Source organism: Pectobacterium aquaticum (genome assembly GCF_003382565.3).
GTDB classification, from domain to species: domain Bacteria; phylum Pseudomonadota; class Gammaproteobacteria; order Enterobacterales; family Enterobacteriaceae; genus Pectobacterium; species Pectobacterium aquaticum.
The window spans coordinates 4,091,285-4,117,566 of sequence record NZ_CP086253.1; the positions used below are offsets into that span (position 1 = coordinate 4,091,285).

The 26,282-nt window shown below is 54.0% G+C and carries 24 protein-coding genes and 1 pseudogene; 5 read left to right on the forward strand and 20 right to left on the reverse strand.

From position 1 onward, the window contains the following. Positions 1–146: 146 nt before the first annotated feature. From DMB82_RS18945 to glpA, 4 genes are all read right to left on the reverse strand, one after another. Complete coding sequence (locus DMB82_RS18945) at positions 147–842, reverse strand: pirin family protein (protein ID WP_102116908.1); 696 nt, start codon at positions 840–842, stop codon at positions 147–149. Between the two features lie 490 nt (positions 843–1,332). Next, positions 1,333–2,544 carry an anaerobic glycerol-3-phosphate dehydrogenase subunit GlpC gene (gene glpC / locus DMB82_RS18950; protein ID WP_102116909.1) on the reverse strand — a complete coding sequence of 404 codons (1,212 nt, stop codon included), beginning with the start codon at positions 2,542–2,544 and terminating at the stop codon, positions 1,333–1,335. Further along, a complete protein-coding gene (gene glpB, locus DMB82_RS18955) occupies positions 2,541–3,803 on the reverse strand; it encodes a glycerol-3-phosphate dehydrogenase subunit GlpB (RefSeq protein ID WP_116162772.1) in 1,263 nt (420 codons plus the stop codon). The genes glpC and glpB overlap by 4 nt, the downstream gene beginning before the upstream one ends. Continuing rightward, entirely contained in the window at positions 3,793–5,460 is a 1,668-nt protein-coding gene (gene glpA / locus DMB82_RS18960) for an anaerobic glycerol-3-phosphate dehydrogenase subunit A (protein WP_102116911.1), read from the reverse strand. Before glpA ends, glpB begins: the two co-directional genes overlap by 11 nt. A gap of 314 nt (positions 5,461–5,774) precedes the next feature. Here glpA and glpT point away from each other — a divergent pair, with 314 nt between their 5' ends. Continuing rightward, positions 5,775–7,124: a glycerol-3-phosphate transporter gene (gene glpT / locus DMB82_RS18965; protein ID WP_102116912.1), complete on the forward strand. Its 1,350-nt coding sequence runs from the start codon at positions 5,775–5,777 to the stop codon at positions 7,122–7,124. Between the two features lie 85 nt (positions 7,125–7,209). Here the strand turns inward: glpT and yigL are convergent, their stop codons facing one another. Continuing rightward, positions 7,210–8,010 carry a sugar/pyridoxal phosphate phosphatase YigL gene (gene yigL / locus DMB82_RS18970; protein ID WP_010294521.1) on the reverse strand — a complete coding sequence of 267 codons (801 nt, stop codon included), beginning with the start codon at positions 8,008–8,010 and terminating at the stop codon, positions 7,210–7,212. A gap of 102 nt (positions 8,011–8,112) precedes the next feature. Next, the gene (pldB, locus tag DMB82_RS18975; RefSeq protein WP_116162774.1) at positions 8,113–9,150 is read right to left on the reverse strand and encodes a lysophospholipase L2; all 1,038 of its coding nucleotides are present in this window, start codon (positions 9,148–9,150) and stop codon (positions 8,113–8,115) included. Positions 9,151–9,280: 130 nt separating this feature from the next. On the opposite strand from pldB, the gene rhtB reads away from it, so the two are divergent. Next, positions 9,281–9,901: a homoserine/homoserine lactone efflux protein gene (gene rhtB / locus DMB82_RS18980; RefSeq protein WP_116156409.1), complete on the forward strand. Its 621-nt coding sequence runs from the start codon at positions 9,281–9,283 to the stop codon at positions 9,899–9,901. Between the two features lie 56 nt (positions 9,902–9,957). Here rhtB and rhtC read toward each other — a convergent pair whose 3' ends face one another. The 3 genes from rhtC to pldA all read right to left on the reverse strand — a co-directional run bounded on the left by rhtC (position 9,958) and on the right by pldA (position 13,453). Beyond that, positions 9,958–10,581 (reverse strand): threonine export protein RhtC, encoded by a 624-nt coding sequence (gene rhtC / locus DMB82_RS18985; protein WP_116156408.1) that lies wholly within the window; start codon positions 10,579–10,581, stop codon positions 9,958–9,960. A gap of 43 nt (positions 10,582–10,624) precedes the next feature. After that, complete coding sequence (gene recQ / locus DMB82_RS18990) at positions 10,625–12,454, reverse strand: ATP-dependent DNA helicase RecQ (protein WP_116162776.1); 1,830 nt, start codon at positions 12,452–12,454, stop codon at positions 10,625–10,627. A 132-nt stretch (positions 12,455–12,586) separates the two neighbouring features. Then, positions 12,587–13,453, reverse strand: a complete 867-nt coding sequence (pldA, locus tag DMB82_RS18995; protein WP_116162778.1) for a phospholipase A — start codon at positions 13,451–13,453, stop codon at positions 12,587–12,589. 270 nt (positions 13,454–13,723) lie between these two features. On the opposite strand from pldA, the gene DMB82_RS19000 reads away from it, so the two are divergent. Both DMB82_RS19000 and rarD read left to right on the forward strand, forming a co-directional pair. After that, positions 13,724–14,212: a thioesterase family protein gene (locus DMB82_RS19000; RefSeq protein WP_116156405.1), complete on the forward strand. Its 489-nt coding sequence runs from the start codon at positions 13,724–13,726 to the stop codon at positions 14,210–14,212. Positions 14,213–14,310: 98 nt separating this feature from the next. Continuing rightward, positions 14,311–15,240 (forward strand): EamA family transporter RarD, encoded by a 930-nt coding sequence (rarD, locus tag DMB82_RS19005; protein ID WP_102116919.1) that lies wholly within the window; start codon positions 14,311–14,313, stop codon positions 15,238–15,240. On the opposite strand, the pseudogene DMB82_RS19010 reads toward rarD, so the two are convergent. The 9 genes and pseudogenes from DMB82_RS19010 to lptM form a co-directional block, all read right to left on the reverse strand. After that, a pseudogene (locus tag DMB82_RS19010) lies at positions 15,209–15,313 on the reverse strand (AbrB family transcriptional regulator); the annotation flags it as partial. The gene rarD and the pseudogene DMB82_RS19010 sit on opposite strands and share 32 nt — an antisense overlap. 205 nt (positions 15,314–15,518) lie before the next feature. Then, positions 15,519–16,469, reverse strand: a complete 951-nt coding sequence (gene corA / locus DMB82_RS19015) for a magnesium/cobalt transporter CorA (RefSeq protein WP_102116920.1) — start codon at positions 16,467–16,469, stop codon at positions 15,519–15,521. A 166-nt stretch (positions 16,470–16,635) separates the two neighbouring features. Further along, on the reverse strand, positions 16,636–16,692 hold the full coding sequence (gene ysgD, locus DMB82_RS20835; RefSeq protein WP_368726657.1) for a YsgD/CorL family protein: 57 nt from the start codon (positions 16,690–16,692) through the stop codon (positions 16,636–16,638). Positions 16,693–17,004: 312 nt separating this feature from the next. Beyond that, on the reverse strand, positions 17,005–19,167 hold the full coding sequence (uvrD, locus tag DMB82_RS19020; protein WP_116162780.1) for a DNA helicase II: 2,163 nt from the start codon (positions 19,165–19,167) through the stop codon (positions 17,005–17,007). Positions 19,168–19,371: 204 nt separating this feature from the next. After that, positions 19,372–20,088, reverse strand: a complete 717-nt coding sequence (gene yigB, locus DMB82_RS19025) for a 5-amino-6-(5-phospho-D-ribitylamino)uracil phosphatase YigB (protein ID WP_102116922.1) — start codon at positions 20,086–20,088, stop codon at positions 19,372–19,374. Next, positions 20,088–21,023, reverse strand: coding sequence for a tyrosine recombinase XerC (gene xerC, locus DMB82_RS19030; RefSeq protein WP_116156402.1), 936 nt, complete (start codon positions 21,021–21,023; stop codon positions 20,088–20,090). The genes yigB and xerC overlap by 1 nt, the downstream gene beginning before the upstream one ends. Beyond that, positions 21,020–21,724 carry a DUF484 domain-containing protein gene (locus tag DMB82_RS19035; protein ID WP_116162782.1) on the reverse strand — a complete coding sequence of 235 codons (705 nt, stop codon included), beginning with the start codon at positions 21,722–21,724 and terminating at the stop codon, positions 21,020–21,022. Before DMB82_RS19035 ends, xerC begins: the two co-directional genes overlap by 4 nt. Continuing rightward, on the reverse strand, positions 21,721–22,545 hold the full coding sequence (dapF, locus tag DMB82_RS19040; protein ID WP_102116925.1) for a diaminopimelate epimerase: 825 nt from the start codon (positions 22,543–22,545) through the stop codon (positions 21,721–21,723). The genes DMB82_RS19035 and dapF overlap by 4 nt, the downstream gene beginning before the upstream one ends. 77 nt (positions 22,546–22,622) lie before the next feature. After that, a complete protein-coding gene (lptM, locus tag DMB82_RS19045; protein ID WP_284070732.1) occupies positions 22,623–22,790 on the reverse strand; it encodes an LPS translocon maturation chaperone LptM in 168 nt (55 codons plus the stop codon). 77 nt (positions 22,791–22,867) lie between these two features. On the opposite strand from lptM, the gene cyaY reads away from it, so the two are divergent. Then, positions 22,868–23,188, forward strand: coding sequence for an iron donor protein CyaY (gene cyaY, locus DMB82_RS19050; RefSeq protein ID WP_116162784.1), 321 nt, complete (start codon positions 22,868–22,870; stop codon positions 23,186–23,188). On the opposite strand, the gene DMB82_RS19055 is transcribed toward cyaY, so the two are convergent. Both DMB82_RS19055 and DMB82_RS19060 read right to left on the reverse strand, forming a co-directional pair. Beyond that, entirely contained in the window at positions 23,141–23,326 is a 186-nt protein-coding gene (locus DMB82_RS19055) for a hypothetical protein (RefSeq protein WP_226887594.1), read from the reverse strand. The two genes, cyaY and DMB82_RS19055, sit on opposite strands and share 48 nt — an antisense overlap. 45 nt (positions 23,327–23,371) lie before the next feature. Next, entirely contained in the window at positions 23,372–25,930 is a 2,559-nt protein-coding gene (locus tag DMB82_RS19060) for a class I adenylate cyclase (protein ID WP_102116928.1), read from the reverse strand. Positions 25,931–26,282 lie beyond the last annotated feature (352 nt).

Below are 26,282 nucleotides of genomic sequence, written 5' to 3' on the forward strand. Positions count from 1 at the left end.
CCTGAAAAACAGTAATCTAAGTCTAACAAAAAAAGCGTCAGGAAAGTAAAAACTGAGGGCAGAATCTGAATGATGTAATCAGGTCGTGATAAATAAAAAACCCGCGTCTTTTCCTACGCGGGCTTCTTCACTTTTTTCATTCGCCGTTATACTGGCGGCAGATCAAACAGCAGGATTTCGCTGTCCTCGCTGGCGTGTACGGAGATCGCCGTTTCGTCCCAGACCGCGAAGGCATCACTGGCTTCCGCTTTCTGGCCGTTAATCTCTACCGTACCGCGCACCACCTGAACCCAGACGCGGCGGTCAGCCTGAATCGGGTACACCGATTGCTCCTGCGCTTTCAGCGCCCAGCGCCACAGCGTCATGTCCTGAAAGACTTTCAGCGAGCCTTCACGCGCATCCGGGGACAGCACCAGCTGACGCCCTTGCTGCACATCAAAGCGTTTCTGCTCGTAGCGCGGCGTCAGCCCAGTTTTTTCTGGGATAATCCAGATTTGATACAGGTGCAACGGTTCGTCTTTGCTGGCATTGTATTCAGAGTGACGAATGCCCGTTCCCGCGCTCATAATCTGGAACTCGCCCGCTGGCACCTGCTCTTTATTTCCCATGCTGTCCTGATGTTCAACCGCACCGGACAATACATAGGTCAGAATTTCCATATCTTTATGCGGATGCGTGCCAAAACCCTGACCGCCTTCGATAACGTCTTCATTAATCACGCGCAGTGCCGAAAATCCCATGAAATCAGGATCGTAATAATCGGCAAATGAGAATGTGTGCCAGCTGTCGAGCCAGCCGTGATTCGCATGTCCGCGATCTTGCGCTTGACGTAAATAGATCATGTTATTTCCTCCCACGTTTTTGATAAGGAAAGTGTAACGGGCGGCGATAAATAAGATAGCGCAAAAAACTCACCGCTCTGTTCGAAAAATCAGAACGGGATGACGGGCTGGAAGGAAATTGCAAAAAAAAAAGCCAGCACCCGAGCTGGCTAAATAATACTGGAAGCAATGTGAGCAATGTCGTGCCTTCACAGGGAAGCCGGATCGTCATGAACACCATCAATAACTAATACAGGCGCATGGCATCGTCCCCTAGAATGCACGACAATAATAATCATTATCATTCGCACTTGTAAAGTGCTTTTTGCGATAAGTTCTTATTCTCAACAAGAGTAGGGAAATAATCTGTTTTGCTTAACACCCATCGTTTCAAGATCGAGATACCGGGGCTACCACGGTGCGAGGTATCCCTACGGGAACCTCATCACCGTGTTTCCCCTACGTTCACGCTTAAGCGATTGGCATTACACGTTTTGCTCCCTGCCACCTTTTACTCTGGCTGCGCCAATGCCCTTGCCAGCAGGGTGATCGGGTGTTCACACTTTTTACTGGTCGACATCTCAATCTGCCATTTACAGGTTTCGCAGTCCGTCACCACGATATCAACTCCGCTCTCTTCAATCTGCTGAAACAGCGGTGCGCCAATACCTTGCGACGTGGCGTAATTCTCTTTCTTGAAGCCGTAGGTACCCGCAATGCCGCAGCACTGGGAATCCAACATCACCAGCTCAAGACCGGGAATGCGTTGCAGCAGCGCCAGGGTATACGCCGTCCAGCCCATTCGTTCCAGATGGCAAGGCGTGTGATACGCCACCCGCAGCGGCAATTTACCCAGCGGCAGCGTTCGCCCTTCTTCTTCCAGCAGACGGTAGAGCTGACGCGTCACCAGTTCGACACCATCGCGCACGTGACCGTTATCCACGCCCAGCAGATGTGGATACTCGTCCCGCAGCGTGAACGTACAACTGGACGACGTCGCAACCACCGGCAGGGATTTCTGATTAATCGCCTCATCCAGCGAGTTGATATTCGCGTGCGCCTGCTTTCTGGCCTTGTCGTGAAAACCATTGGCGATCAGCGGCACGCCGCAGCACTTCTCTTTATTCAGCAACTGGACGCCAATGCCCATCGCGTTAAAGACCTGAACCAGATCTTTACCCAACTGTGGATGGTTGTAGTTCACATAGCAGCCGTGGAAGTAAGCGATCTGCTCATCATAGGCCTGCTGTTTTGCTGCCTGTTGGCGATACCAGCGCCGGAAGGTGCCGAACGAGTATTTCGGCAACTGGCGACGGTGGTCAATTTTCAACGCCTTATCCAGCAGTTGGCGCACCGGTTTCAGGCTAGTAGCCGTATTCACCAACGGCGCAAACGGTGTGGCAATCGACCCCATGAAGTCGGTATGACTCAGAATCGCATCACGCAGCGTCGGCTTGTGGTTGCTGTGCGTCGCCTTTGCGCGCTGAATAATATCGCCAATTTTAACATCCGACGGGCACGCGACTTCACAACGTTTGCAGTTGGTGCAGTATTTCAGCGCATCATCATACAGTGCCGGATCTTTACGCCGCAGGCGTTCGCCATCTGGGCCAGCCTGTTTCGGGCCGGGATAAAGTGGGTTCACGCGTGAAACCGGGCAGTACGTGGTACAGACCGTACACTTGATGCAATCTTCAAAACTATTATCGCTAAGCAGGCTCATGGGTTGCCCTCCTTCAAAATCTGTTCGGCAACATGAAGTGCGCTGAGCAAAGAAACCCCCGCCCCACATCCCTGCACAATGGGGTCGAAACCTTCCAGCACCGCGCCAATCGCGAACAGGTTGTTGACCGTTTCGCCCCCAATGCGCGGATGCAGATGTTCATCGACAATCGCACCAAATTGCAGATACGGCTGCGGCGCAAACACATCCTGCTGGCTCCAGCCCTCGCGCTGGTCTGCAAACCGAACGTCCAGCCCAAAGACCGGTTCGGTCACGCGATCAAACTGCGTCACCAATCCGTTACTGAAAAAGCTGCCGCTCGCGAGCACCGCATGCTTCGCTCGCAGCGGAATATCGCGATGATGGTGGCTATGAATCGCAATCTCTTGCGGCGACAGCGAGGCGCGCACCGCACGATCGCCCGGCATCACCATGCCACCCAGTTGACGAAAGCGCTGCGACAGCGCCTGATGCAGGCGTAAGCCGAGCAATGACGGCGGCAATGTCGGTAACAGCAGCACCGGTTTACCTAACGCATCAGCGAGTTCATTGATGATTTCAGGGCTGTCCAAGCCCAGACAGGCTGGCATGATGATGGCATCGTTACCGTTAGCCAGAAGCGACAATTCCTCCAGCAGCGCCGAGCGATTTTCCGGTCGGTCGAGCACGCGGGCGATATTGACCGCACGGAATTCGCTGGGGTTATGACGCAATCGATCCAGCACGGGCAGCTTGAGTTCATCACTGCGTGCCGCGATCCCCTGCGTCTGTAGCGTGCCGGCCACAATACGGGACTGAAAATCCAGAAAACCTTCGATACCGGCAATCAGCGGATTATCGCCAAAGCGAGCATCCGGTAGACCACGCGTTACGCCATCGACCGGGCTCAGCCAGCAGGCGCGAAACTTACCTAACGGCGTCATGCGCCAGTGGTTCTGCTGATAATGGCCTTGCAGGGTGATATTGCTGCGTTCCAGCAGCGCCTCAACTTGTGGCAACAGGGCCGCCACTGCCGTCGCGCCCATACGGGAATAAGGATGATGAGGAGCCTGACGCGCCAACTCATCCAGCGCATCGAGCGGCTGGCTAACGGGCTGTCCGTCAGGGAGATGGGAAAGTAAATCCAGCGCACCGGAAGAAAAATGCAGCGCATTCTGCCCCGCGCTGACAATCGCACAGCGTTTTCCCTGCTCCGCTAAGCGAATGCCGCAGGTCAATCCCGCCAGCCCGCCACCGATAATCACAACGTCATAGCGCATGACGATCCTCCTGACTGTCGCTGGCCGTCAGGCCGCACAATCCCTGATAAATCCAACTGGTAAACTCGCTTTCGCGCAGCGCATTGCCCCACGCAATCGGGCGAATCCCTTTCCAGCGTTCGTTCAAAAACTGGCTGAGCTGCGTGAGCGACTGCTCCGGCGTCGCAGTACCCAGACGGCACAGCAGACCCGCCGCACGACAGGCGCACAGCTCGCCCTGACAGGTGCCCATACCCACGCGGGTGCGCCGACGTAAATCAATCAGGTTATTCACCTGCAACGACTCAACGGCGTAGCGCACTTCCCCCGCCGTCACGGCCTCACATTCGCACACCAGGCTGCGGTCCAGACGCTCACCGGACAGCATTCTTCCGGCACGTTCACCGTGGCGATAAATCGCCGAGCCGCGCAGCGGCGCAGAGAGCGGTTTTGCCGCAGGGTAAGCAGACAGGGGGTGAGGAGCGGATTTCACCTCCTCCAGCGATTCAGAACCGGGCAGCGGCGTCTGTGCCGTCGAGCAGGCCACGTCATGACCCAGCTTTTTGCAGATGGCGTCAGTCACCCATTCCGCCATCAGGCGGTAGGTCATCAGCTTGCCGCCGGTGATGGTAATAAATCCTTCCAGCCCGTCGCGGCTGGCATGGTCGAGCAGCACAATGCCGCGACTCACGCTGCGTCCGCTGGGGTCACTATCGCTGGCAACCAGCGGTCGAACGCCCGCATAGGCGCGTAGAATGCGCGTACTCGCCAACGTCGGCGCCAGCATCGAGCCTTCCCGCATCAGCGTTTCCACCTCAGCAGGCGTCACGAGCATATTGTCTATTTGATCGTAATCGATGTGGGTTGAGGTGGTGCCAATCAGCGAAATGGTATCGCCTGGCACCAGAATGTCGGCATCCGCCGGTTTACGACAGCGGTTGATCACCATGTTATTGATGCGATGTCCAAGAATCAGCAGCGCGCCTTTTGCCGGAAACATACGCACGCGCAGATCGGCATATTCCGCAATGTGTTGCCCCCAAATACCGCCCGCGTTGACCACCACCTGTGCATAGATTTCTGTTTCTACACCTTTTTTATGGTCGAAAACGCGCACACCGGTAATACGATCGCCCTTGCGAATCAACCCGATGACCTCGTGATAGGTCAACACTTCCGCGCCGTTCTCGCAGGCATCGATCATGTTGGCCGCCGTCAGGCGAAAGGGATCGACCGAACCATCCGGCACGCGCACCGCGCCAATCAGCGTCGGATTTGCTGCCGGTTCCAGTCGTAACGCTTCCTGCGGGTCCAACGCCTGCGCGCGAATTCCCGCCTGCTGACAGGCGGTAATAAACTGCGCCTGCCAACCGAGATCGTCTTCTGGCAAGGTGATAAACAGACCGTCGGTAGGCTCAATACAGTGGCGAGCTATCCGCCGGAGAATCTGGTTTTCTTCAATACATTCGCGGGCAGACTCGCCATCGGTTACTGCATAGCGGGCACCGCTGTGTAATAAGCCGTGATTACGCCCGGTCGCGCCGGTCGCAATGTCATAACGTTCAAGCAGCAGGCAGCGCAGTCCACGCAGGGCACAGTCTCGTGCCGTACCCGCTCCCGTCGCACCACCGCCGATGACAACCACGTCAGTTTCACGCCAGTTCCCCATGTTTTTCATTCTGTTCTCACTTCAGGCGGAGGGTATACATGTTGCTATTGGGACACAGAAAGAAGGGTCAATGTTTGATAAAGAGCAAAAACGAGCACAAAACGAAAATAAAGGGGTGTCTAAAAACAATAAGTGTGATTTTCATCACTAAAACCACACTGTGGAATTTTCCAATTCTGTTAACATGAGCGCAAAAATCGTCACAGTTTCATAAAAGTGTAACATTAGCGTCATGAATCACACTCATTTGTACGCTAGCCCCATACAATAGCGTTCGTAATAGAACAAAAAAGCTCTCGTTTTTTTTCGCATTGGAGATATCTATGCTGAGTATTTTTAGGCCCGCCGCCCACCAGCCACGCGTGTCGCAAGAACACGTCGATCCGCTCTATCGCCGCCTGCGCTGGCAGATTTTCATGGGGATCTTTTTTGGCTACGCCGCCTACTATCTGGTACGTAAAAACTTCACACTAGCCATGCCTTATCTGATTGAACAAGGCTTCTCGCGCGGTGACCTTGGGTTCGCGCTGTCGGGTATTTCCATCGCCTACGGCTTTTCCAAATTCATCATGGGTTCGGTATCTGACCGCTCCAACCCACGTGTATTCCTACCTGCGGGTCTAATTCTGGCAGCAGCCGTCATGTTATTCATGGGCTTCGTACCCTGGGCAACCTCTAGCATTGCTGTCATGTTCGTCCTGCTGTTCTTGTGCGGTTGGTTCCAAGGGATGGGCTGGCCACCGTGTGGACGCACCATGGTTCACTGGTGGTCACAAAAAGAACGCGGCAGTATCGTGTCCGTATGGAACTGTGCTCACAACGTCGGCGGTGGGCTTCCGCCTCTGCTGTTCCTGCTGGGTATGGCCTGGTTTAACGACTGGAAAGCCGCACTCTACATGCCGGCCTTCGCCGCTATTCTGGTTGCGCTTATCGCATTTGCACTGATGCGTGACACACCGCAATCCTGCGGTCTGCCACCGATTGAAGAATACAAAAACGATTATCCTGCTGATTACAATGAAAAAGCGGAAGAAGAACTGACGGCTAAGCAGATCTTCATGCAGTACGTTTTCCCCAACAAACTGCTATGGTACATCGCGATCGCCAACGTTTTCGTTTACCTGCTGCGTTACGGCATTCTCGACTGGTCCCCGACCTATCTGAAGGAAGTTAAACACTTCGCACTGGATAAATCTTCCTGGGCTTACTTCCTGTACGAATACGCGGGTATTCCGGGCACGCTGCTGTGCGGCTGGATGTCCGACAAGGTCTTCAAAGGCAACCGTGGTGCAACAGGCGTGTTCTTCATGACGCTGGTGACAATAGCCACCATCGTTTACTGGATGAACCCAGCCGGCAACCCGGGTGTAGACATGGCCTGTATGATCGTTATCGGCTTCCTGATTTACGGCCCAGTCATGCTGATTGGTCTGCATGCACTGGAACTGGCACCGAAAAAAGCAGCTGGTACCGCAGCGGGCTTCACCGGCCTGTTCGGTTACCTCGGTGGTTCCGTTGCCGCTAGCGCCATCGTCGGCTACACCGTTGACTTCTTCGGTTGGGACGGTGGCTTCATGGTGATGATCGGCGGCAGCATTCTGGCGGTACTTCTGTTGGTTGTTGTTATGCTGAATGAGAAAAAACATAAAGCAGAGTTAGCCAGTGGCGCCTAACCCGCTCTTGTAGCATCCCTCTGGCGGCGTCCTGATGACGCCGCCTTCGTTTGTGCCATAAATCACAGCACAACCTCAGCGCTGATTACTTCAGAAACAGTTCACGCAGGTAATTCGGCACCGCGCTGTCCGCATTAGAGCCAATCACTTCGCGATCCGGCAGCATATCTTTCAGGCGCTGATGCGCGTTCTGCATCACACAGCCTTTTCCGGCCATCGACAGCATTTCGTAGTCGTTCATGCCATCACCAAACGCCACACATTCTTTGAGCGAGAAGCCGATAATCTTCGCTACCTGCTCCAGCGCATGGCCTTTAGACACGCCGCCCGCCATCACTTCCAGACAGGTAAGCGTCGAAAAGCTCACGTTGACACGGTCGCCCCAGCGCGCGTTGATCGCTTCTTCCAACGGCAACAACTGTTCATGGGAATCGCAGGTAAAGAACACCTTGCTGACGCCATCGGTCTCAAGCAGTGCAGGCTCAAAGAGCTTGTATTTAAAGATCGATTCTTTGAAGAAACGCTCTTCTTCCGCACGCGGACGGTTCATAAACCACTCATCATCGCGGTAAACGTGCGTCAGCATATCGGGGTTATTGTGTACGACGCTGTAAAGGTCGCGGGCAATGTCCTGATCCAGATTGTGGCTGAAAATCAGCTCACCCTGCGAGTTGTGCACACGCGCACCGTTCGAGGTAATCATAAACGCGCTGATACCGAGATTATCGCGGATCTGCGCGACATCCATGTGATGCCGTCCGGTAGCGAACACAAAGTGAATCCCTTTTTCCGTCAGCAGCCTGAGGGTTTCTTTCGCATACGGGGACAGCGAATGGTCAGGTGACAGCAGTGTGCCATCTAAATCGGAAGCAACGACATGGTACATAGCGATGAGATCTCACTTCTGGTGTGTTGTGGCGGCACGCGCCGCAAAAAATTAACGAGGTTGCTGGCAGCGTCCGTTGAACGACCTGCCAACAGTCTAAAATTAATGATAACGCGCAAAGTGCGCCAGAATCAGCGCAAATGCCTGAGCGCGGAGGTTATCCGTTTCAAAAAGAATTTCATGCCGCGCACCGTGGATAACCTGTAAAACGCCGTTTGAATTGGCGTTACCGCTCTGTGCCAGTGCCTGACAAAACGCATTCTGGCTGCGGTTATCCACCACGCGCTCTTCTCCCGCCTGTAACAGTAGAAGCGGCGTGGTGACGGCACTGGCCTGAGCCAGTAGCTGTTTCCCCGCCTGTATCGCCTCGCGCACCCAATGATAGGTGGGGCCGCCGATGCGTAAATCCGGAGAATCCGCATAAAAGCGAATGCCACGCTGGTAGCGTTCACGGCTGTGCGTCAGCACATTCATCCGGTAAGGCAAAGGACGCCATTGCCCTGTGCCGATGGCGTAGTAATCGCGTATCGTCGGGCGGCGCTCCGCCCAATCGACGATCCAACCAGCAACGCAGTGAGGAAGCGGCAAACGAATACCAAACATCGGCGCGCACAGCGCCACGGCATCAAACGTTTCAGGTTGGCGAATCAAAAGCTGCGCCAGAATCGCGCCCCCCATTGAATGCGCTAAGGCAAATCGGCGGGTATAGTGTTTCGGGCCAATATGCTGCTGACACAGCGTTTCGGCATCATCGACATAATCGCTAAAGCGCAGCACGTGTCCGCGGTGGCCGTCTTGCAACACGCGACCCGATCTCCCTTGCCCACGGTGATCCATGATGAGCACATCATAGCCGCTATGAAAGAGGTCGTAAGCCACTTCGCTATATTTGACATAGCTTTCGATACGACCTGAAAAGACAACGACAATCTTGTCGTGCTGGGGCGCGGTAAAGCGAACGAACCGGATCGGCACATCGTCTACGCCAGAGAATTCGCCCTCTTCGCGCTGACGCCAGAAATCCAGTAATTCTCCGGTAGCAAAAGCGGCAAACTGCGCTTCTCGCGTTAACAGGTTCGAGGTTAACCCTTCAGGCGTTAACCGTTCAGACGTAAACAACGTGTTGTGGCGTTGAATCATCACACCTCTCCGGTGACGCGGGAAAACAAAGCTAGCGGAAGAACATGACAAGCAGTGGAGCACAAGCGTATTGTGACATAAAAAACAGACAGACTCTCGTAATACAGAACGTGATTCAGGGGCATGCTTCATGACATTGGACTGGTGGTTAACCTACTTACTCACAACGCTTATTCTCAGCCTGTCGCCCGGCTCTGGTGCCATCAACACCATGAGCACCGGAATTAGCCACGGCTATCGCGGCGCGGCGGCCTCAATCTGTGGTTTACAGGTTGGGCTGGCGATTCATATCGTGCTGGTCGGCATTGGGTTAGGCGCGTTGCTTAACCAGTCGGTACTGGCTTTCGATGTGTTGAAATGGCTGGGCGCGGCGTATCTGATCTGGCTGGGAATTCAGCAATGGCGCGCCGCAGGCGCACTTGACCTTCAGGCGATCGCCAGCGCCATGCCGCGTCGTAGACTCTTTAAACGTGCGGTGCTGGTAAATCTGACCAACCCGAAAAGCATCGTGTTTCTGGCGGCGCTGTTCCCACAGTTCATTATTCCCCACCAGCCGCAGGCCGCACAGTATCTGGTGTTGGGCGTCACCACCATTGTGGTCGATATTATCGTGATGATTGGTTACGCCACGCTAGCCACACGTATCGCCGGATGGCTGAAAGGCCCACGGCAGATGAAGACGCTCAACCGGATATTTGGTTCACTGTTCGTGCTGGTTGGCGCGTTACTTGCCACCGCGAGAAAGACCTGATTAAGGCAGTGCGCCGTATCGGCTAGCGGTGCACGCCTATCATTCAGAGGGAAAGGTTAACGAGAGAAAATCAGGTGCAGGCCGAACCCGGTAAACAGCACGCCCGCCACACCATCCACCCATTTCGCCAGACGCTGATAGCCACGACGCATTGCCGGTAGGGCGAAAACCATCGCAACCAGGCTGAACCAGATCAGCGTTTCAATCGAGATCAGCGCGAACAAGCCCCAACGCGTACCGCTGCCGACGCTGTCGCCCACAAACAACGAGAACACGCTGCCGAAATAGATCAGCGCCTTCGGATTCGCCAGATTCGTCAATAGTCCACGCATGAAGGTTTTGCCGCGCTGAGGCAGTACTACCGCCTTCTCCTGAGTGGTTTCAATCTGTGCTTTACTGCGCGCGGAGCACAGCATCTGCCAGCCCATCCAGCACAGGTACAGCCCGCCGCCGACGGTAACTGCCGTATGCAACCAGGCCATTTTTTGCAATAGCAGGTGCAGCCCCAGCAGCGCGATAGCCGCCCAAACCATCACGCCCAGAGAAATACCTAACACGCCCATCATCGCTTCACGGCGGGAACGGCTGGCCGCCGTTTGTGAAACGAAAAAGAAATCCGGCCCCGGGCTCATCAGAGCAATGAAATGCACCAGCGCCACCGTCATAAATAGCATCAGCATGTTGGTTCTCCTGTTTTTTAAATGCGGTCAGACAAGACGAGCATCACTCGTCATCATTATTATCGACATGATCGCGAATCATGTTCATGAAAGGCGCACCGAAACGTTCGAGTTTACGGTGTCCAACCCCGTTGATATTCAACAACTCACTGGCAGTGATCGGCATCAGTTCCGCCATCTCCAGCAGCGTGGCATCGCTGAACACCACGTAAGGCGGAATATTGTCTTCATCCGCGATGGATTTACGCAGTTTACGCAATTTGGCGAACAGCTTGCGGTCGTAATTTCCACCGTACGATTTTTGATTGGCGCGCGGTTTCAGGTTAATCACACGCGGCACGGCCAGCTGTAGCGGCATTTCTCCCCGCAGTACCGGACGCGCAGATTCGGTAAGCTGTACCGCAGAATGCATTGTGATGTTCTGGTTCAGCAAACCCAGATGAATCAGCTGGCGCAGCACGCTAACCCAATGCTCCTGCGATTTCTCTTTACCAATACCGTAAACCGGCAGTTTGTCATGGCCGAAGTCACGGATACGCTGGTTATTCGCCCCACGCAGCACCTCGACGACATACCCTAAACCAAAGCGCTGCCCAACGCGGTATACGCAGGAGAGTGCCTTTTGCGCGTCTACCAGCCCGTCATAGCGCTTCGGCGGATCGAGACAAATATCGCAGTTGCCGCAGGCCTCTTGGCGTCCTTCACCGAAATAGTTCAGCAGCACCAGACGGCGGCAGGTTTGCGCTTCGGCAAATGCGCCCATCGCATTGAGCTTATGACGCTCGATATCCAACTGCGGCCCAGCCGGTTTCTCTTCCAGACAGCGGCGCAGCCATGCCATATCCGCCGGATCGTAGAACAGCGCGGCTTCGGCAGCGAGTCCATCACGTCCGGCACGCCCCGTTTCCTGATAGTAGGATTCGATGTTGCGCGGAATATCAAAGTGCACCACAAACCGCACGTTAGGCTTGTTGATACCCATACCAAAGGCGACGGTCGCCACCACCACCTGAAGATCGTCGCGCAGGAACGCTTCCTGTACCTGCGCACGCCGTTCGTTATCGAGACCAGCGTGATAAGCGCCTGCGCTCAGTCCACGAGCCTGCAAGCGTGCGCAAATATCTTCCACGCGGGAGCGGCTATTGCAGTAGATGATGCCGCTTTTTCCACGCTGCCCCTGCACGAACATCCAGAGCTGGTCGAGCGGCTTGAACTTCTCCACCAGCGTGTAGCGAATATTCGGACGGTCAAAGCTGCTGATCTGAATCAGCGGCGACTGGAGATCCAACAGGCGAACGATATCGTTCCGCGTGGTCTCGTCGGCAGTAGCGGTCAGCGCAATAAAAGGAAGATGAGGGAAACGCTGTTTAATCTGCCCCAGCGCCCGGTATTCAGGCCGGAAATCGTGCCCCCATTGGGAAATGCAGTGCGCTTCATCCACCGCGATCAGGGAAATCTGCCAATGGGCAAGATGATCGAGGAAGCTGTCCGTCGTCAGGCGTTCAGGCGCAATATAAAGCAGCTTGATTTGACCGGTACGACAACCGGCCATCACCTCAAGCTGCTGCTCGCGCGTCTGCGTCGAATTCAGGCAGGCTGCCGAAACACCGTAGGCCTGAAGCTGATCAACCTGATCTTTCATCAGTGAAATCAACGGGGACACCACCAGCGTCAGCCCGTCCATCACCAGCGCGGGGATTTGATAGCACAGCGATTTGCCGCCGCCTGTCGGCATGATAACCAGACAGTCCTGCCCACTGAGCGTCGCGCTGATAATTTCCTGCTGACCCGGTCGGAATTGCTGGTAGCCGAACGTGTCCCGCAGAACCTGAACCGCCAGCGCTTCCTTATTCAATACTTCCGCCGTAGACACGCCGTCCCCAATTCAATGAAATCAAACAGGCGCTATTTTCAGCGCCGTTGGGTAAAACTGCAATCGTTAGTTTGGTAAAACGACAGAGCTAAAGCGGTAATCGCTAAAACACCAGTCACTGAAACACGATCGTTAGAACATGTCGTTCAGCGTCACACCAACGCCAAAGCGGGTCTGACGGTGGTTGTAATCAATCAGGGATTCGCCATAGCCGCTAAACACCTTAGTGTAGAAACGGACATGACGTGTCAGCGGGTAGCTCCAGCCCAACTCACCGCCGCCGTAGCCGCTGTTCCAGTTATAGCGCCCTTCTGCGCTAAACACGCTGTCGCCCCACACATAGCCGACGCGTAAGCGGTAATGACCCATGTATTTGGTGATATCAGGGTTATCGTCCTCACTATCGGAGAAACGCACCCACGGCTTCACATCAACCTGCCAGTTGCCGTTCTGCGCCATCAGGCGCACATAAGCGCGATTCCAACTGCGCGACGTCGGGTCAGAGCGGCCATTAGACTGGTGATTAAAGCCCGTTTCCACATCCCGCAGCGTCCAGCCTGCTAATGTGTAGTTCGTTGCCCAGCCCAAAAAGACCTGTGGCTCATAGTTGGTTTCACGGAACGGAGAAGACTCGCTCTTATTAGACAACTGCCACCACGAGCGTTGCGTATAGGAAGCCCCCAGTAACGAGTTATCACCCAGAATGCCACGCCAGATCGGGAACCCCAAACTCAACTGGTAATGCACTTCATCTTTACGTGCATCTTCACCCCAGTTATAGCTCTGTATCGCCGTTTTATTGATGTTGCTGGTATAGGTATACAGTAGGTAGTTGCTCTCGTAAGGATAGAGAACAAACGGGGTATTATGCTCTTCTAACAGGCTGGCAATAATGCTGCCACGCACCGCAGGTTGATTTGGTGCAGGTGCGTTTGTTGTGTCTTCGGCATGAGCCTGTGCTGTCAGTAATGCTGCCAGTACGAATCCGATTTTATGCATTCATTTTCTCCGACATGTTTTTCTCCAGCATGCTTTTATCCAAATAAAATCTTTTATCTAAATAAACTCATTTATCTAAATAGTGATAAGCCTTCCCCACGCAAGCCGGCCATTCTACACAGTTCAACGACGTTTGAATTATCGTTCTCCCGTTTCTTGGCCTTTTCTGGAAAGAAACAAAATAAATGCATAAAATAAACATCTACACAACGTAAATGCATCAAATAAACCACATTTAATGTGTATCTCTTATCAGAGCGGGAAACCACTATGGCTGACGTACCATCATTTCAGGGAACCACACTAACCAGAGAGACCGTGCGCCAGCTCGTTGGCGAGATTTTCATTTACAAGATGCCATTCAACATCGAATTAGGTCTTGAATTACAGCAGTTTGAAGCCGACAACGCCGTCTTGACGTTCGCTCGGCAAGATAAGCTCATCGGCAATGCGGCACAAAAGATTCTGCATGGCGGCGTGATTGCTGCTGGGCTGGACGTTGCAGCCGGATTGGTCTGCGTTGGCAACACGCTGCTGCGCCATGAGACGATCAGCGATCAGGAATTTCATCACCGGCTCGCACGCATGGGAACGATTGATATGCGGGTGGATTATCTGCGGCCGGGCTATGGAGAACACTTCACCATTACCAGCACGCTGCTGCGCGGTGGCAATAAAATCGCCGTCGCCCGTGCCGAATTGCATAACGAGCAGGGTTCGCATTTAGCCAGCGCCACCGCAACCTATATTGTCGGGTAACCTTTACGTTAGAAAAAATTGTCATCAACACTTTACGTGAAAGCGCTCACCGTTTTGGGTAGACTTAGTGTTTTCCCGCCGTCCTTATCGAGTCACCCATGAACGCGCAACAAACCCGTGAGGGGATCTTTTTCGCCCTCGCCGCGTATTTTATTTGGGGAATTGCTCCCGTTTACTTCAAGCTACTTGAGCACGTTCCGCCCAATGAAATACTGACGCACCGTATTATCTGGTCATTCTTCTTTATGCTGATCCTGCTGACGGTCGGTCGGAAATGGCGTCAGGTGAGCCTTGCCTGTCGCAACGTCAAGCATCTGTTTTTATTGGCATTAACGGCGGTACTTATCGGCGGAAACTGGCTGTTGTACATCTGGGCGGTCAATAATCATCACATGCTGGAAGCCAGTTTGGGGTATTTCATCAACCCGCTGGTCAACGTCATGCTGGGTATGATCTTTCTGGGCGAACGCTTCCGCCGTCTGCAATGGCTGGCTGTGCTGCTCGCCGTGACTGGCGTACTGGTTCAGCTGTGGACGTTTGGCTCGCTGCCCGTTATCGCGCTCGGGTTGGCATTCAGCTTTGCATTATATGGGCTACTGCGTAAAAAGATTGGTATCGACGGGCAAACCGGCATGCTGATCGAAACGCTGTGGCTGCTGCCGGTTGCGGTTATTTATCTGTTTTTTATTGCCGACACGCCAAGCAGCCATCTGACAGCCAACCCCTGGTCGCTGAATCTACTGCTGCTCTCGGCAGGCATCGTCACCACCGTACCGTTGCTGTTTTTCACCTCAGCGGCGATGCGCCTGCGCCTGTCAACGCTCGGCTTCTTCCAGTACCTCGGCCCGACCATCATGTTCATGCTGGCAGTGGTGTTCTACGATGAAACGTTTAGCAGCGACAAACTGATTACTTTTGCCTTCATCTGGGGTGCGCTGGCGCTGTTCATTCTGGATGCGCTTTATACACAGCGTAAGCTACGGCGCACGCCAGATACAGTTTCCCTGTCTCAACACGACGGGAAATAAAGCGCGATAAGATCGGGCTGAACAACAGCGTCGAAAACAGCCGCAGCGTCTGCATGGCGATGACAAATGCCAATAGTCCGAGACATGCCTTTCATGCACACACCCTGTATTTAGTAATAAAAAGTAAGAACAGAAAGACTCTCCGCCATTCTAAACAAGGTGGCCAGAGAATGAACCGGCGCGGAAGAACAAACAAGAATAGCAAGTCGGAGAACGATAAGAGGAAGGACCATCAACGCGCCTGACGGGTCAATCCCATCAGACGCATTCGGACAGGTTTAGAGCCAGTTCTTACGTTTGAAGTAGAGGTACGGCGCCAATCCAGCGAGAATCATCAGCACAATCGCGCCCGGATAGCCAAACGACCACTTCAGTTCCGGCATAAATTCAAAGTTCATCCCGTAGCTGGACGCCACCAGCGTCGGTGGCAGGAACACCACGGAGACCACCGAGAAGATCTTGATAATCCGGCTCTGTTCGATATTGATGAAGCCCATCGCCGCCTGCATCAGGAAGTTAACCTTCTGGAACAGGGATTCGTTGTGCGGCAGCAGAGATTCGATATCGCGTAAGATTTCACGCGCCTGTTCCAACTGACCGGATGGCAGGCGGGCTTTACGCACCAGGAAGTTCAGCGCACGTTGGGTATCCATCAGACACAAGCGAACTTTCCAGCCCACGTCTTCCTGTTCCGCCAACGTGGACAACGCGTCATCGTACTCGTCACCTTGACGCCCTTCCATAATGATGCGGCTCAGCGATTCCAGATCGCTGTAGATGTTCTCGATCTCGTCCGCCAGTTGCTCAATTTTTGTCTCAAAGAGATCGAGCAGCAGTTCGTAAGCATTGCCCTCCACCATCGTCTGGTTACGGGCGCGCATGCGGTACAGGCGGAACGCAGGGAGTTCACGCTCACGTAACGTGTACAAGCGGCCATCGCGAATAGTAAATGCCACCGTCGAGTTACCAGCATGATCGTCAGCATCTTCAAAAAAGAAAAAGGAGTGAATGTGCAGGCCGTCTTCATCTTCAAAAAAACGTGCCGACGCTTCAATGTCTTCCAGTTCCGGACGGGTTGCCAGGCTTTGTCCCAATTCGGTTTGTACTTTTTCACGCTCATCGTCTTCCGGCTCGATCAAATCGACCCAAATTGACGTGGTGAGATCATCGGAGTCATCCAGTTCCAGACGAGATAAACGGCAATTATCCAGTTTAAATGCGCTCAGCATGGGCCATAGCTCCCCTTTAAGTAGCAGAGATGGACAACGCGATTGAAGCACAGAAACAGAGGTGAGGTGTCACCAGCAGGTTTCAGTCCGTTCGACGGATCTGACTCGTAGCGACAAAAACAGCATCGCTGACAACCACGAAGGGTATCAGCAGAGGAAGATAGCCTTAGAAGTTGTACCTAATGAACAGGTGAATGAGCCAGTATCGACTGGGTGTGTCCAAGGCGTTAGTCCTCCGAGAATAATGATGCGCGCATGTTACGCTGAGATGAAAAAGACTTCAACTTTAAAACTGCGGCTGAAACACGCTGTAAAATATTGGTCAACTGGATAAGGTTTATCCAATAAATTCGCCGCGGAAAGTGGTCAAAACGCAGTCCTCGGAGTAAAAAAGAACGGCGTTTATCTGTCAGGCGTTGTCGGGCAAATAGGTGATGGCACGGACAGAGAAGCTGGGTGCACCGGCGAAATTAGGGGTGCTGACATGAATATAAGCGCCGGTAATCCCGTCATACTCCCAGTTGCATCGTGACGTTCACACCGTTTCCAGTCTGGCATAAGCGGCGACCAGCCATTTAATGCCTTGCCCTTGAAACGCGACCTGAAGGCGGGCGTGATCGCCGCTGCCTTCCAGATTCACGATCGTGCCTTCGCCGAACTTGGCGTGGCGAACCCGCTGCCCCAGTTTGTAGCCGCTGTCGTTTTGCGTGATTGGTGTGCCGAGGCGTTGGTGGTTGACCGGACGGGAGACACTGGCGCGTAACCGCACTTCTTCAACGCACTCTTCCGGCAGTTCGCCGACAAATCGGGAAGGTCGGTGATAGGCTTCTTTGCCGTATAAACGGCGGGATTCCGCGTAGGTTATCGTCAGTTTTTGCATCGCACGCGTGACGCCGACATAAGCCAAACGACGCTCTTCTTCCAGACGCCCACCTTCATCCAGCGACATCTGGCTAGGGAACATGCCCTCTTCCATCCCTACGATAAACACCTGCGGGAATTCCAGCCCTTTCGCCGAGTGCAGCGTCATGAGCTGCACCGCGTCCTGATTGGCATCAGCCTGACCTTCGCCTGCTTCCAGCGCGGCATGTGACAGGAAAGCCTGAAGCGGCATCAGATCCTGATCTTCTTCCTGATAACTGAACTGGCGCGTAGCCGTCACCAGTTCTTCCAGGTTTTCTACTCGTGTCTGCCCTTTCTCGCCTTTTTCCTGTTCGTACATGCTCCACAGGCCGGAATCCTTAATCGCCCGGTCGGTTTGAATATGCAGCGGCAGCTCAGAGGTTTCATAGGCCAGCGCATCAATCAGTTCGATAAAGCGTTGCAGCGAGGCCGCCGCGCGCCCAGCCAGCACTTTCTCCTGCAACAGCGCCCGCGTGGATTGCCACAGCGTCAGCTGACGATCGCGCGCCGTCTGGCGCACCACGTCCAGCGTACGATCGCCAATGCCGCGTGTCGGTGTATTCACCACACGCTCGAACGCCGCATCATCGTTACGATTAGCGATCAGGCGCAGATAAGCCAGCGCATCTTTGATTTCCTGCCGTTCGAAGAAGCGCATGCCGCCATAGATACGGTACGGCATACTCTGCTGTAACAACGCCTCTTCCAGCACGCGCGACTGGGCGTTGCTCCGATACAGAATGGCGTTATCGCTCAGCGCACCGCCATTTTCCTGCCAGGCTTTAATCCGGTTGACGACGTAACGCGCCTCATCCAGCTCGTTGAACGCGCAATACAGCGAAATCGGCTCACCTTCTGCACCATCGGTCCACAGGTTCTTGCCGAGTCGTCCGCCGTTGTGGGCAATCAGCGCATTCGCCGCTTTCAGGATATTGCTGGTCGAGCGATAGTTCTGCTCCAAACGGATCGTTTCTGCGCCGGCAAAATCTTTCAGGAACAGTTGAATATTTTCGACCTGCGCCCCACGCCAGCCGTAAATAGACTGATCGTCATCCCCAACGATCATCACCTTGGCGCTGTCGCCCGCCAGCATGCGGATCCAGGCATACTGAATACGGTTAGTATCCTGGAATTCGTCCACCAGAATATTGGTAAAACGTTCGCGATAGTGATTCAGCACATGCGGCTTGTTCAGCCACAGCTCGTGCGCACGCAGCAGCAGTTCGGCGAAATCTACCAGTCCGGCGCGATCGCACGCTTCCTGATAGGCCTGATACACGCGCTGCCACGTTTGCTCGATCGGGTTGCCGTAGCTTTCAATGTGCTGCGGACGCAGGCCTTCATCTTTCTTCCCGTTGATGAACCACATCGCCTGACGCGGTGGCCACTGTTTCTCATCCAGATTGAGCGCCCGAATCAGGCGCTTCAGCAGGCGCAGCTGATCTTCGCTGTCCAGAATCTGGAAATCCTGCGGCAGATTGGCATCCATATGGTGCGCACGCAGCAGGCGGTGTGCCAGCCCGTGGAAAGTACCAATCCACATGCCACCCTGGCTGGTGCCGATCAGATGGTCGATACGATGGCGCATCTCCGCCGCCGCTTTGTTGGTAAACGTCACCGCCATGATGGAATACGGTGAGCAGTTTTCGACAGACAAGAGCCAGGCAATACGATGAACCAGTACCCGAGTTTTGCCGCTGCCTGCCCCCGCCAGCACCAATAAATTGCTGCGCGGCGCGGCTACCGCGTCACGCTGTTTGTCGTTGAGGCCATCGAGCAGATCAGAAACGTCCATAGGTACGGGTTATCCGGTGAGGGAAACGCCGCACATGTAAGTAATGTCGATCGTTTAAGCATCGAGATACACGGGGCGACCACAGGGGTGAGGCCTCCCTGCGGGAACCTCCCCCTGTGTTTCCCCTAATAACGGGCTTAAGTGACCAGTATTCGCACATGCGAGGGCATTTCCACTGGTGATTTATACAGATTAATGCAGTGATTATAGCAATGCCGACAGCGATGCCAACCGCGAAATTTCAATATGCGGCAGCAGTCGGGCATCACCAATCTGCGTCAGGCTGCCTTCACGCAGGTTAATCCAGCAGGCCTGCATACCGCAGCGGATCGACCCTGCAACATCGGTCGTGAGATCGTCACCGACGTGCAGGATCTCATGCACAGGCAGGTTGAGCTTTTGCGCCGCCAGATGGTACATGTCATCAAACGGCTTAGCACGGCCGTGCGGGCCAGCGCGCAGGATGAAAGAAAAATAGCGATCGAGGCCAAAGCGGTGCGGCTCAGCGTTACCGTTGGTGATGGCAGCCAGCGGTACTTTCTCGGCTAACACCGCTAACGTCTGGTGTGTTTCTTCGGTAATCGCAATCTGGCTACGCCAGTGGGCGAAGTTTTCCATTGCGGCTTTTGCGCCATCCTTCGACTCGGCGGCGCTCAAGCCGCGTTCTAGCATCACCAGCTCAACCGCACGACGACGCCATTCGGTCACGTCGTGATAAATGTCCGGCTCGCGCTCAAGCAAGGTCTGGCGTAAGTTCTCAAAATCATCCGCCTGAAAATCACGAAGCGCCGGATGATACTGTTGCAGAAAGCGGATTGACTCTTGCCCCGTGCGCCGAATGACGTCTGCGTTATCGTACAGCGTGTCATCCAGATCGAACGTGATCGCCCGGATCGGGCCAAGAGATCGGTAAAAATGCATCAGGGTTTCCCTCGTTTGGCGCGTGGATGCGCGGCATCGTACACGGAGGCTAAATGTTGAAAATCAAGATGGGTGTAAATCTGCGTCGTGGTCAGGTTAGCGTGGCCAAGTAGCTCTTGCACCGCCCGTAAATCCCCGCTGGATTCCAGCATGTGCGTCGCAAAGGAGTGGCGCAGTTTATGCGGATGAACATGGCTATTGATGCCCTGCTTAACTCCCCATTCGGCAAAACGCTTCTGCACATTACGCATCGAAATCCGCCGCCCCTGATTAGAGATAAACACAGCATCATCCTGTGGGCCAAACAGCTCGCGCAGCGCTAGCCAGCGTTCCAGCCAGGCTACCGCCGTTTTTCCTATCGGTAATTTGCGCTCTTTACTGCCTTTCCCCATGACCCAGATTTCACCGCTTGCCAGATCGATGTGCTGATAATCCATACCGACCAGCTCCGCCAGACGCAGCCCCGCGCCGTACATCACTTCCAGCATCGTGCGGTCGCGCACCGCAAGGGGATCATCTAAATCGATCTCCAGCAGCCTATTCACCTCATCCACATCCATATTCTTCGGTAATGGCCGTCCGGCTCGCGGCGTGGATACCCCTTTAGCGGGATTCGCTGCCAGCACGCCGCGTGACACCATCCAGTCGAGAAAACTGCGTAATGCCGATAAACGTAGCGCCAGACTGCTGGAATGGAGCCCATCGCGCTTACTGCGGGACACCACGGAACGCACGCCAGAGGCGTCCAGCTTGCGCCAGTCAGCCACACCCGCCGCGGAGAGTATTGTGATAACCGCAGACAGTTGGCGTAAATAGCTGGTCTGCGTCAGCGGGCTTAGCTGACGTTCAACTTTCAGGTAGCGCAGGAACGCATCAACATCGGTTTGTAACAGCGAAGAAGAAGGCGTTTCCGATGGCGCAGGCTGCCGGCTCATACCCGTTCAACCCAGCGCGCCAGCATCGCTGGCAGCATCATGGCCATTTGCTGGAGCAGCACGGTTCCCATGCCCTCCTGATAATGGTGGCTGTCGCGGCTGCTGAAAATCAGCACGCCCAAATCGTGATGATTACCCATCAACGACAGCGCGACCGACCCTATCTGTCTGGCCTGCGGCAGTAGAAGCAACAGCTCCGGCCCGTTCAGACTGCCAAGATAGTGGTTATGTTGTCCGAAACGCTGAATGCGCAACGGCTCAAAAGTGGAGCGATTTAGCCCAAGGTGGGTAAAACCAGACGGCGCGCCAAGGCGCCATTTATCGCTGAACAGACGAACCGTTGCGCCCGCGAGACCAAGCTGACGCGCCCAACGCTGCAAGCGCTCCAACATGTCTGTCAGGCTGTCCGCTGATGCCAATTCAGTTTGTAACCCAAGCAGGCGATTGAACAACACTTCGTTCGCGCCCGCCTGTTCCATCAACAGCGTGATTTCTTCCTCAAGCTGAGTAATGTGGTTACGCTGGCGTGCCAGTTGCCATTCTACCAGCGACACGGTTCCCCTGACGGGGTGAGGAATGCGCATCTGCTCGACGGGACGCGCATTGCGGATAAAAAAATCAGGATTCTGTTGCAGGAACTGCAAAACCATCTCGTCACTGAGTGCGATCTCGCGCTCTGCCTGTTCCTCGACATTCTTCATAAATGAATAAATCCATCGTAGACATGCGTTGCAGGCCCGGTCATGAATAACGGATGTCCCGGCCCATCCCACTGGATATCTAACCCCCCGCCCGGCAGAGATACGCGAACGTTCGCGGACAATAATCCCTGCTGGATCCCTACCGCCACAGCAGCACACGCGCCGCTACCGCACGCCTGTGTTTCTCCCGCACCGCGTTCGTACACCCGCAGACGGACAGTGTGGCTATCAACAATTTGCATAAAACCGATGTTGGCACGCTCGGGAAAACGCTCGTGGCTTTCCAGCAGCGGCCCCAGCGTTTCCACCTTCGCCGTGCCCACATCCTCAACCTGAATCACACAGTGCGGGTTGCCCATCGACACCACACCACACAGCACCGTGTGCTCGTCGGCACGCATGATGTAGGTTTTCTCCGCTTTGACCGCGCGGAAAGGCACCTGTTGCGGCTCGAAATTGGGTTCGCCCATGTTGACGCGCACCAGTTCGTCATCGGTCACCGACAGCACCATCCGGCCTGTCTGCGTACTGACGGCAATATCACGCTTGTTGGTCAACCCTTTCAGGCGAACAAAGCGAGCAAAGCAGCGCGCACCATTGCCGCACTGCGCCACTTCGCTGCCATCCGCATTAAAAATGCGGTAATGAAAATCCAGTTCAGGATCGTAGGGCGGCTCGACGACCAGCAGTTGGTCAAACCCTACACCACAGTGTCGATCCGCCAAACGGCGAATCAATTCGGGTGAAAAATAAACGTTTTGCGTAACGGCATCAACAACCATGAAATCGTTGCCTAACCCGTGCATCTTAGCGAACTGCATTGTCCTGACTCCCCCGCTTGCTTAACCGGGCGCGATAAACATCTACGTGACCTGTTATTTATAATTGCCGTCACGCATTAAGGACGCATTGACGTTTTCTTTTGCGGCGGCTGGCTCTCATTTTGCTGAGTCGTGGACGCACCGGATTTGCCATCGGTAGGCATATAAAGCGGACCTTTCAGACCACAACCGAATAAACTCACTACTGATAACACCAGAAAAAACTGGCGAAACACGTTTTTCATCACGTTAAGACCTGTCATTAATACTTGTATGCTCTCTATAATCGCAGGTGGATCATGAAAATCAATAGGAATCGAAAATGAACGATAGCGAGTTCCACCAATTTGCCGACGAACTCATGCTTCAGTTGGAAGAAACGCTGGATCGGTTTGAGGGTGATGCCGACATCGATTACGAAACTAACGGCGGCGTGATGACGCTGAGTTTTGAGAACGGCAGCAAAATCGTGATTAATCGGCAGGAACCGCTACACCAAATTTGGCTGGCGACCAAAACGGGCGGTTACCACTTCAACCGTCAGGCGGAACACTGGGTATGCGATCGCAGCGGTGAAGATTTTATCGCTCTGCTGTCAGCAGCCTGCTCGGCTCAGGCTGGGGAAACCGTTCACTTCGGGTAACTGTCTTTTTAACAAAGGAACGGGCGTCATCGATACGCCAACCAGCGTGGAACACAGCGTCATCAGGGAAATAATACTGCCGGTCAGCCCTTGTCCGAGCGCCAGCACTATCAGGTTTCGGCGTTGCAACGAATCCATCAATACATCCTTTTCTGAATACGCTGAAAGCCGAGTGTCAGAGGACTATAGAATCTGTAATCGCGGCTTCATCGTCATCACCTCATCATCTACCACGGACGTAATGGACAAATGAGAAAGTGCGCTGCTGCGGAATGGGATCACCTGCGTGCGACCGTCCAGTTGTACGATTTGGTAGAACTGCGGCAGGTTGAAATTGATAAAGCTGGAACCGTAGGTAAAGCGATCGTGCGACGATGAATAGAAGCGGCTGACATCACGCACCAGTTCCTCTTTACTGCCTTCACAATGGTGATACACCTCGACGCGATTAGACTCATCCAGAATATAGATATTAAAGCCCTGATTTTCTGTCAGATCCTCAAAGAAGAACTGGATAATCCCTTCGCTGGCGACGCCATCGACTACCGGCGGTAAATGTATATGGTTGGTTTCAACCTGAACAGGCTGGCCTTGCAGTTTGTTGTTGGAAATCGCGCCATAAAACTCGACCGCATTTTCCAACTTCTGCACCGATACACTCAATCGTTCGAAGAACAAACCCCAGGTTTGCCCCGCCACTTTCACTGCTTTGAAACGCCCTGGCTCTTGCTGACGCGTACTGGTCAGGCGCAGTTCAATGCATTCGGACACCAACTGCTGAACACGGGTACGAATCAGCCCGCGCAGGTGCTGGCTGTAGCAGAAGACTTCCAGCGATTCCGGCAGTGCCGCATCCTGGTGCATTTTGCCCAGAATGGTTTTCAGCGCTTCCAACACCGCCTGCTCACCGCTGAAATGCAGCGTACGCACTTCATTCCACGAGTTGCGATACAGCAGGTCGATACTACCAACCAGACACTGCTGCTGCTGGCCAAAGCTAAAGACATCCAGATGACGGAAATCGAAATGTACAACCTGATTGCGGAAGGCCGCCGTCGGATCGTGTTCTAAATTGACGATAATCGCCAAATGACGAATTTCACACGGGCTGTACAGCGCCTTCGGCGTCGGTGCAGGCAAACGCAGCGGGAAGTGACTGGCGACGTCGTCCACCAGCGCTTGCAGGCGCGTGATGTCGCACAGTTCGTTGCCTTTAATGTACAGACGCGTGCTTGGCGTCAGCAGGCCGTTAAAATACGCCCACGCCACCAGTTTGTTCAGATAACGGTTATATTCCAGCGGCTGATGGCTGACGATCGCATCCATCGACGGTGCCTGATTATACAGATACCAGCCTGAACGGTTCGCACGACCCGGCGGAACATAAATAAAGGTTAAATTCGGCTCCGACAAATCGGGCGAAATTTGTGGGTTCAGCAGGGTAACTTTACCCGGCAGCGCTTCAAACGCAGCGTACAGTTTACGGGTCAACACACCGATATCCTGCGGGCTGGCGCTGACGCTCAGATTATTGCGGCGGGCGAAGCGAATCAGGTTGCGATAGGTCTGCATCATCGCATCCAACAGCTCATTATGTGCTTCGCGTACCTGTTCGATTTTCCAGTTAGCGCGGTTATCCAGCATGGCCAGATGCTCGTCGCTCCATCCCCATTCTTGCACCAGTTGGCTCAGAATCTGGCGACGCCAGCCGACACAGGCTTTTTCTCTGGAGAGCTTTTCACAGACTTTTAAGTAGAAACATCGACGCGCCAGATCGAGACGCGTGGGATCGTTGATCGCCGTCAGATAGTGCGTCACGCGATCCAACATCATGCAGTAAGGATCAAGACCGAAAGCGACGATCTCGCCGTCATGCAGACGTTTTTTAATTTCGGTCGACAGCAGGCTGGTGTCCGGGTATTCCCAGGAATAGGCTTCCAGCAGCAGCGTCTTCAGTACAGCTTTATAAGGGGAATCGATACTTTTATAGAGCTGCCAGAGACTCGCGCCGAAATACTCTTCCGCCGACAGCGTGCTCAGGCCGCCTAAATCCATCCACTCGTTAGGAGCCAGCGCGCCCTGCGAGTAGAGCGACAGGACATAGTCATCGTAGTGAGATTCTTCTTCGACCGGCACCATGTTCCACAGAATACGTTTACCCGCCATACGCACAGCGGTACGGTAGAATTCGTCGAGTAACAGGATATGCTGCATGGTGCCGCAGTCTTCACCGCTCAGGCTACCGCTTTCATTGTGGCGGAAACGACTTTCATCCATCAGGAAGAAGCTGACCTCAGCGCCCTGCGCCGCGGCCCATTGCTCCAGCAGCGTACATTTCTTCTGTAGGAGCTGGCGTTCTTCGCTATCCAACCAGGATTGGTGGCACACCCAGATATCGAGATCGGAGCTACAGCTCTGCCCGATAGACGAGGTGCTTCCCATGGAATAGATGCCCGTGATCGGCAGTTCACCCTGCGGATGAGAACAGTCAAACTGACCCCAGCGCAACGCGATGCCATCAAGGTACTGTTGCTGCTTTTCATCAGGCGTGTGAGTGCAGATACCGTGAGGCACCTTGCCTTCAAGGTAGCCGGGCATCAACGGGTGATGATGATGTAATAAAATGGGCAGAAGACTGTAAACCTGCTGAAAAGCGGGTTTCATTGCTCCCAGAGCACGGTCAACACGCAGTTGGTTGATCGCATCCAGTCTTTGCTTCAAAGTCTCGATGTAGAAGTACAAGACGTTTCGCCTGATTTATCCCAGTGCCTAGAAAAACCCCGTGTTCCAAATCCGCATAATGAAATTAGAAGAATGTTTAGCGAATTATTGCTGGAAACGTGATCAATTTAACACCTTGCTGATTGGGCGTAAAGAAAGTAAAGAAAGTTAGACTTATCTATCTTGCTTTATTGCGAATTTCCCTACCCGACTGCATCAGCACGGCTTCTTACTCGTCATACTTCAAGTTGCATGTGCGTTGGCTACGCTCACTCACCCGAATCACTTACCTGAGTAAGCTCATCGGGATGAAATGAGAGACATCCTGTCTCTCACCGAAGGCCAGCCGCTGGCTGAGCAAATTCGTTCCCGA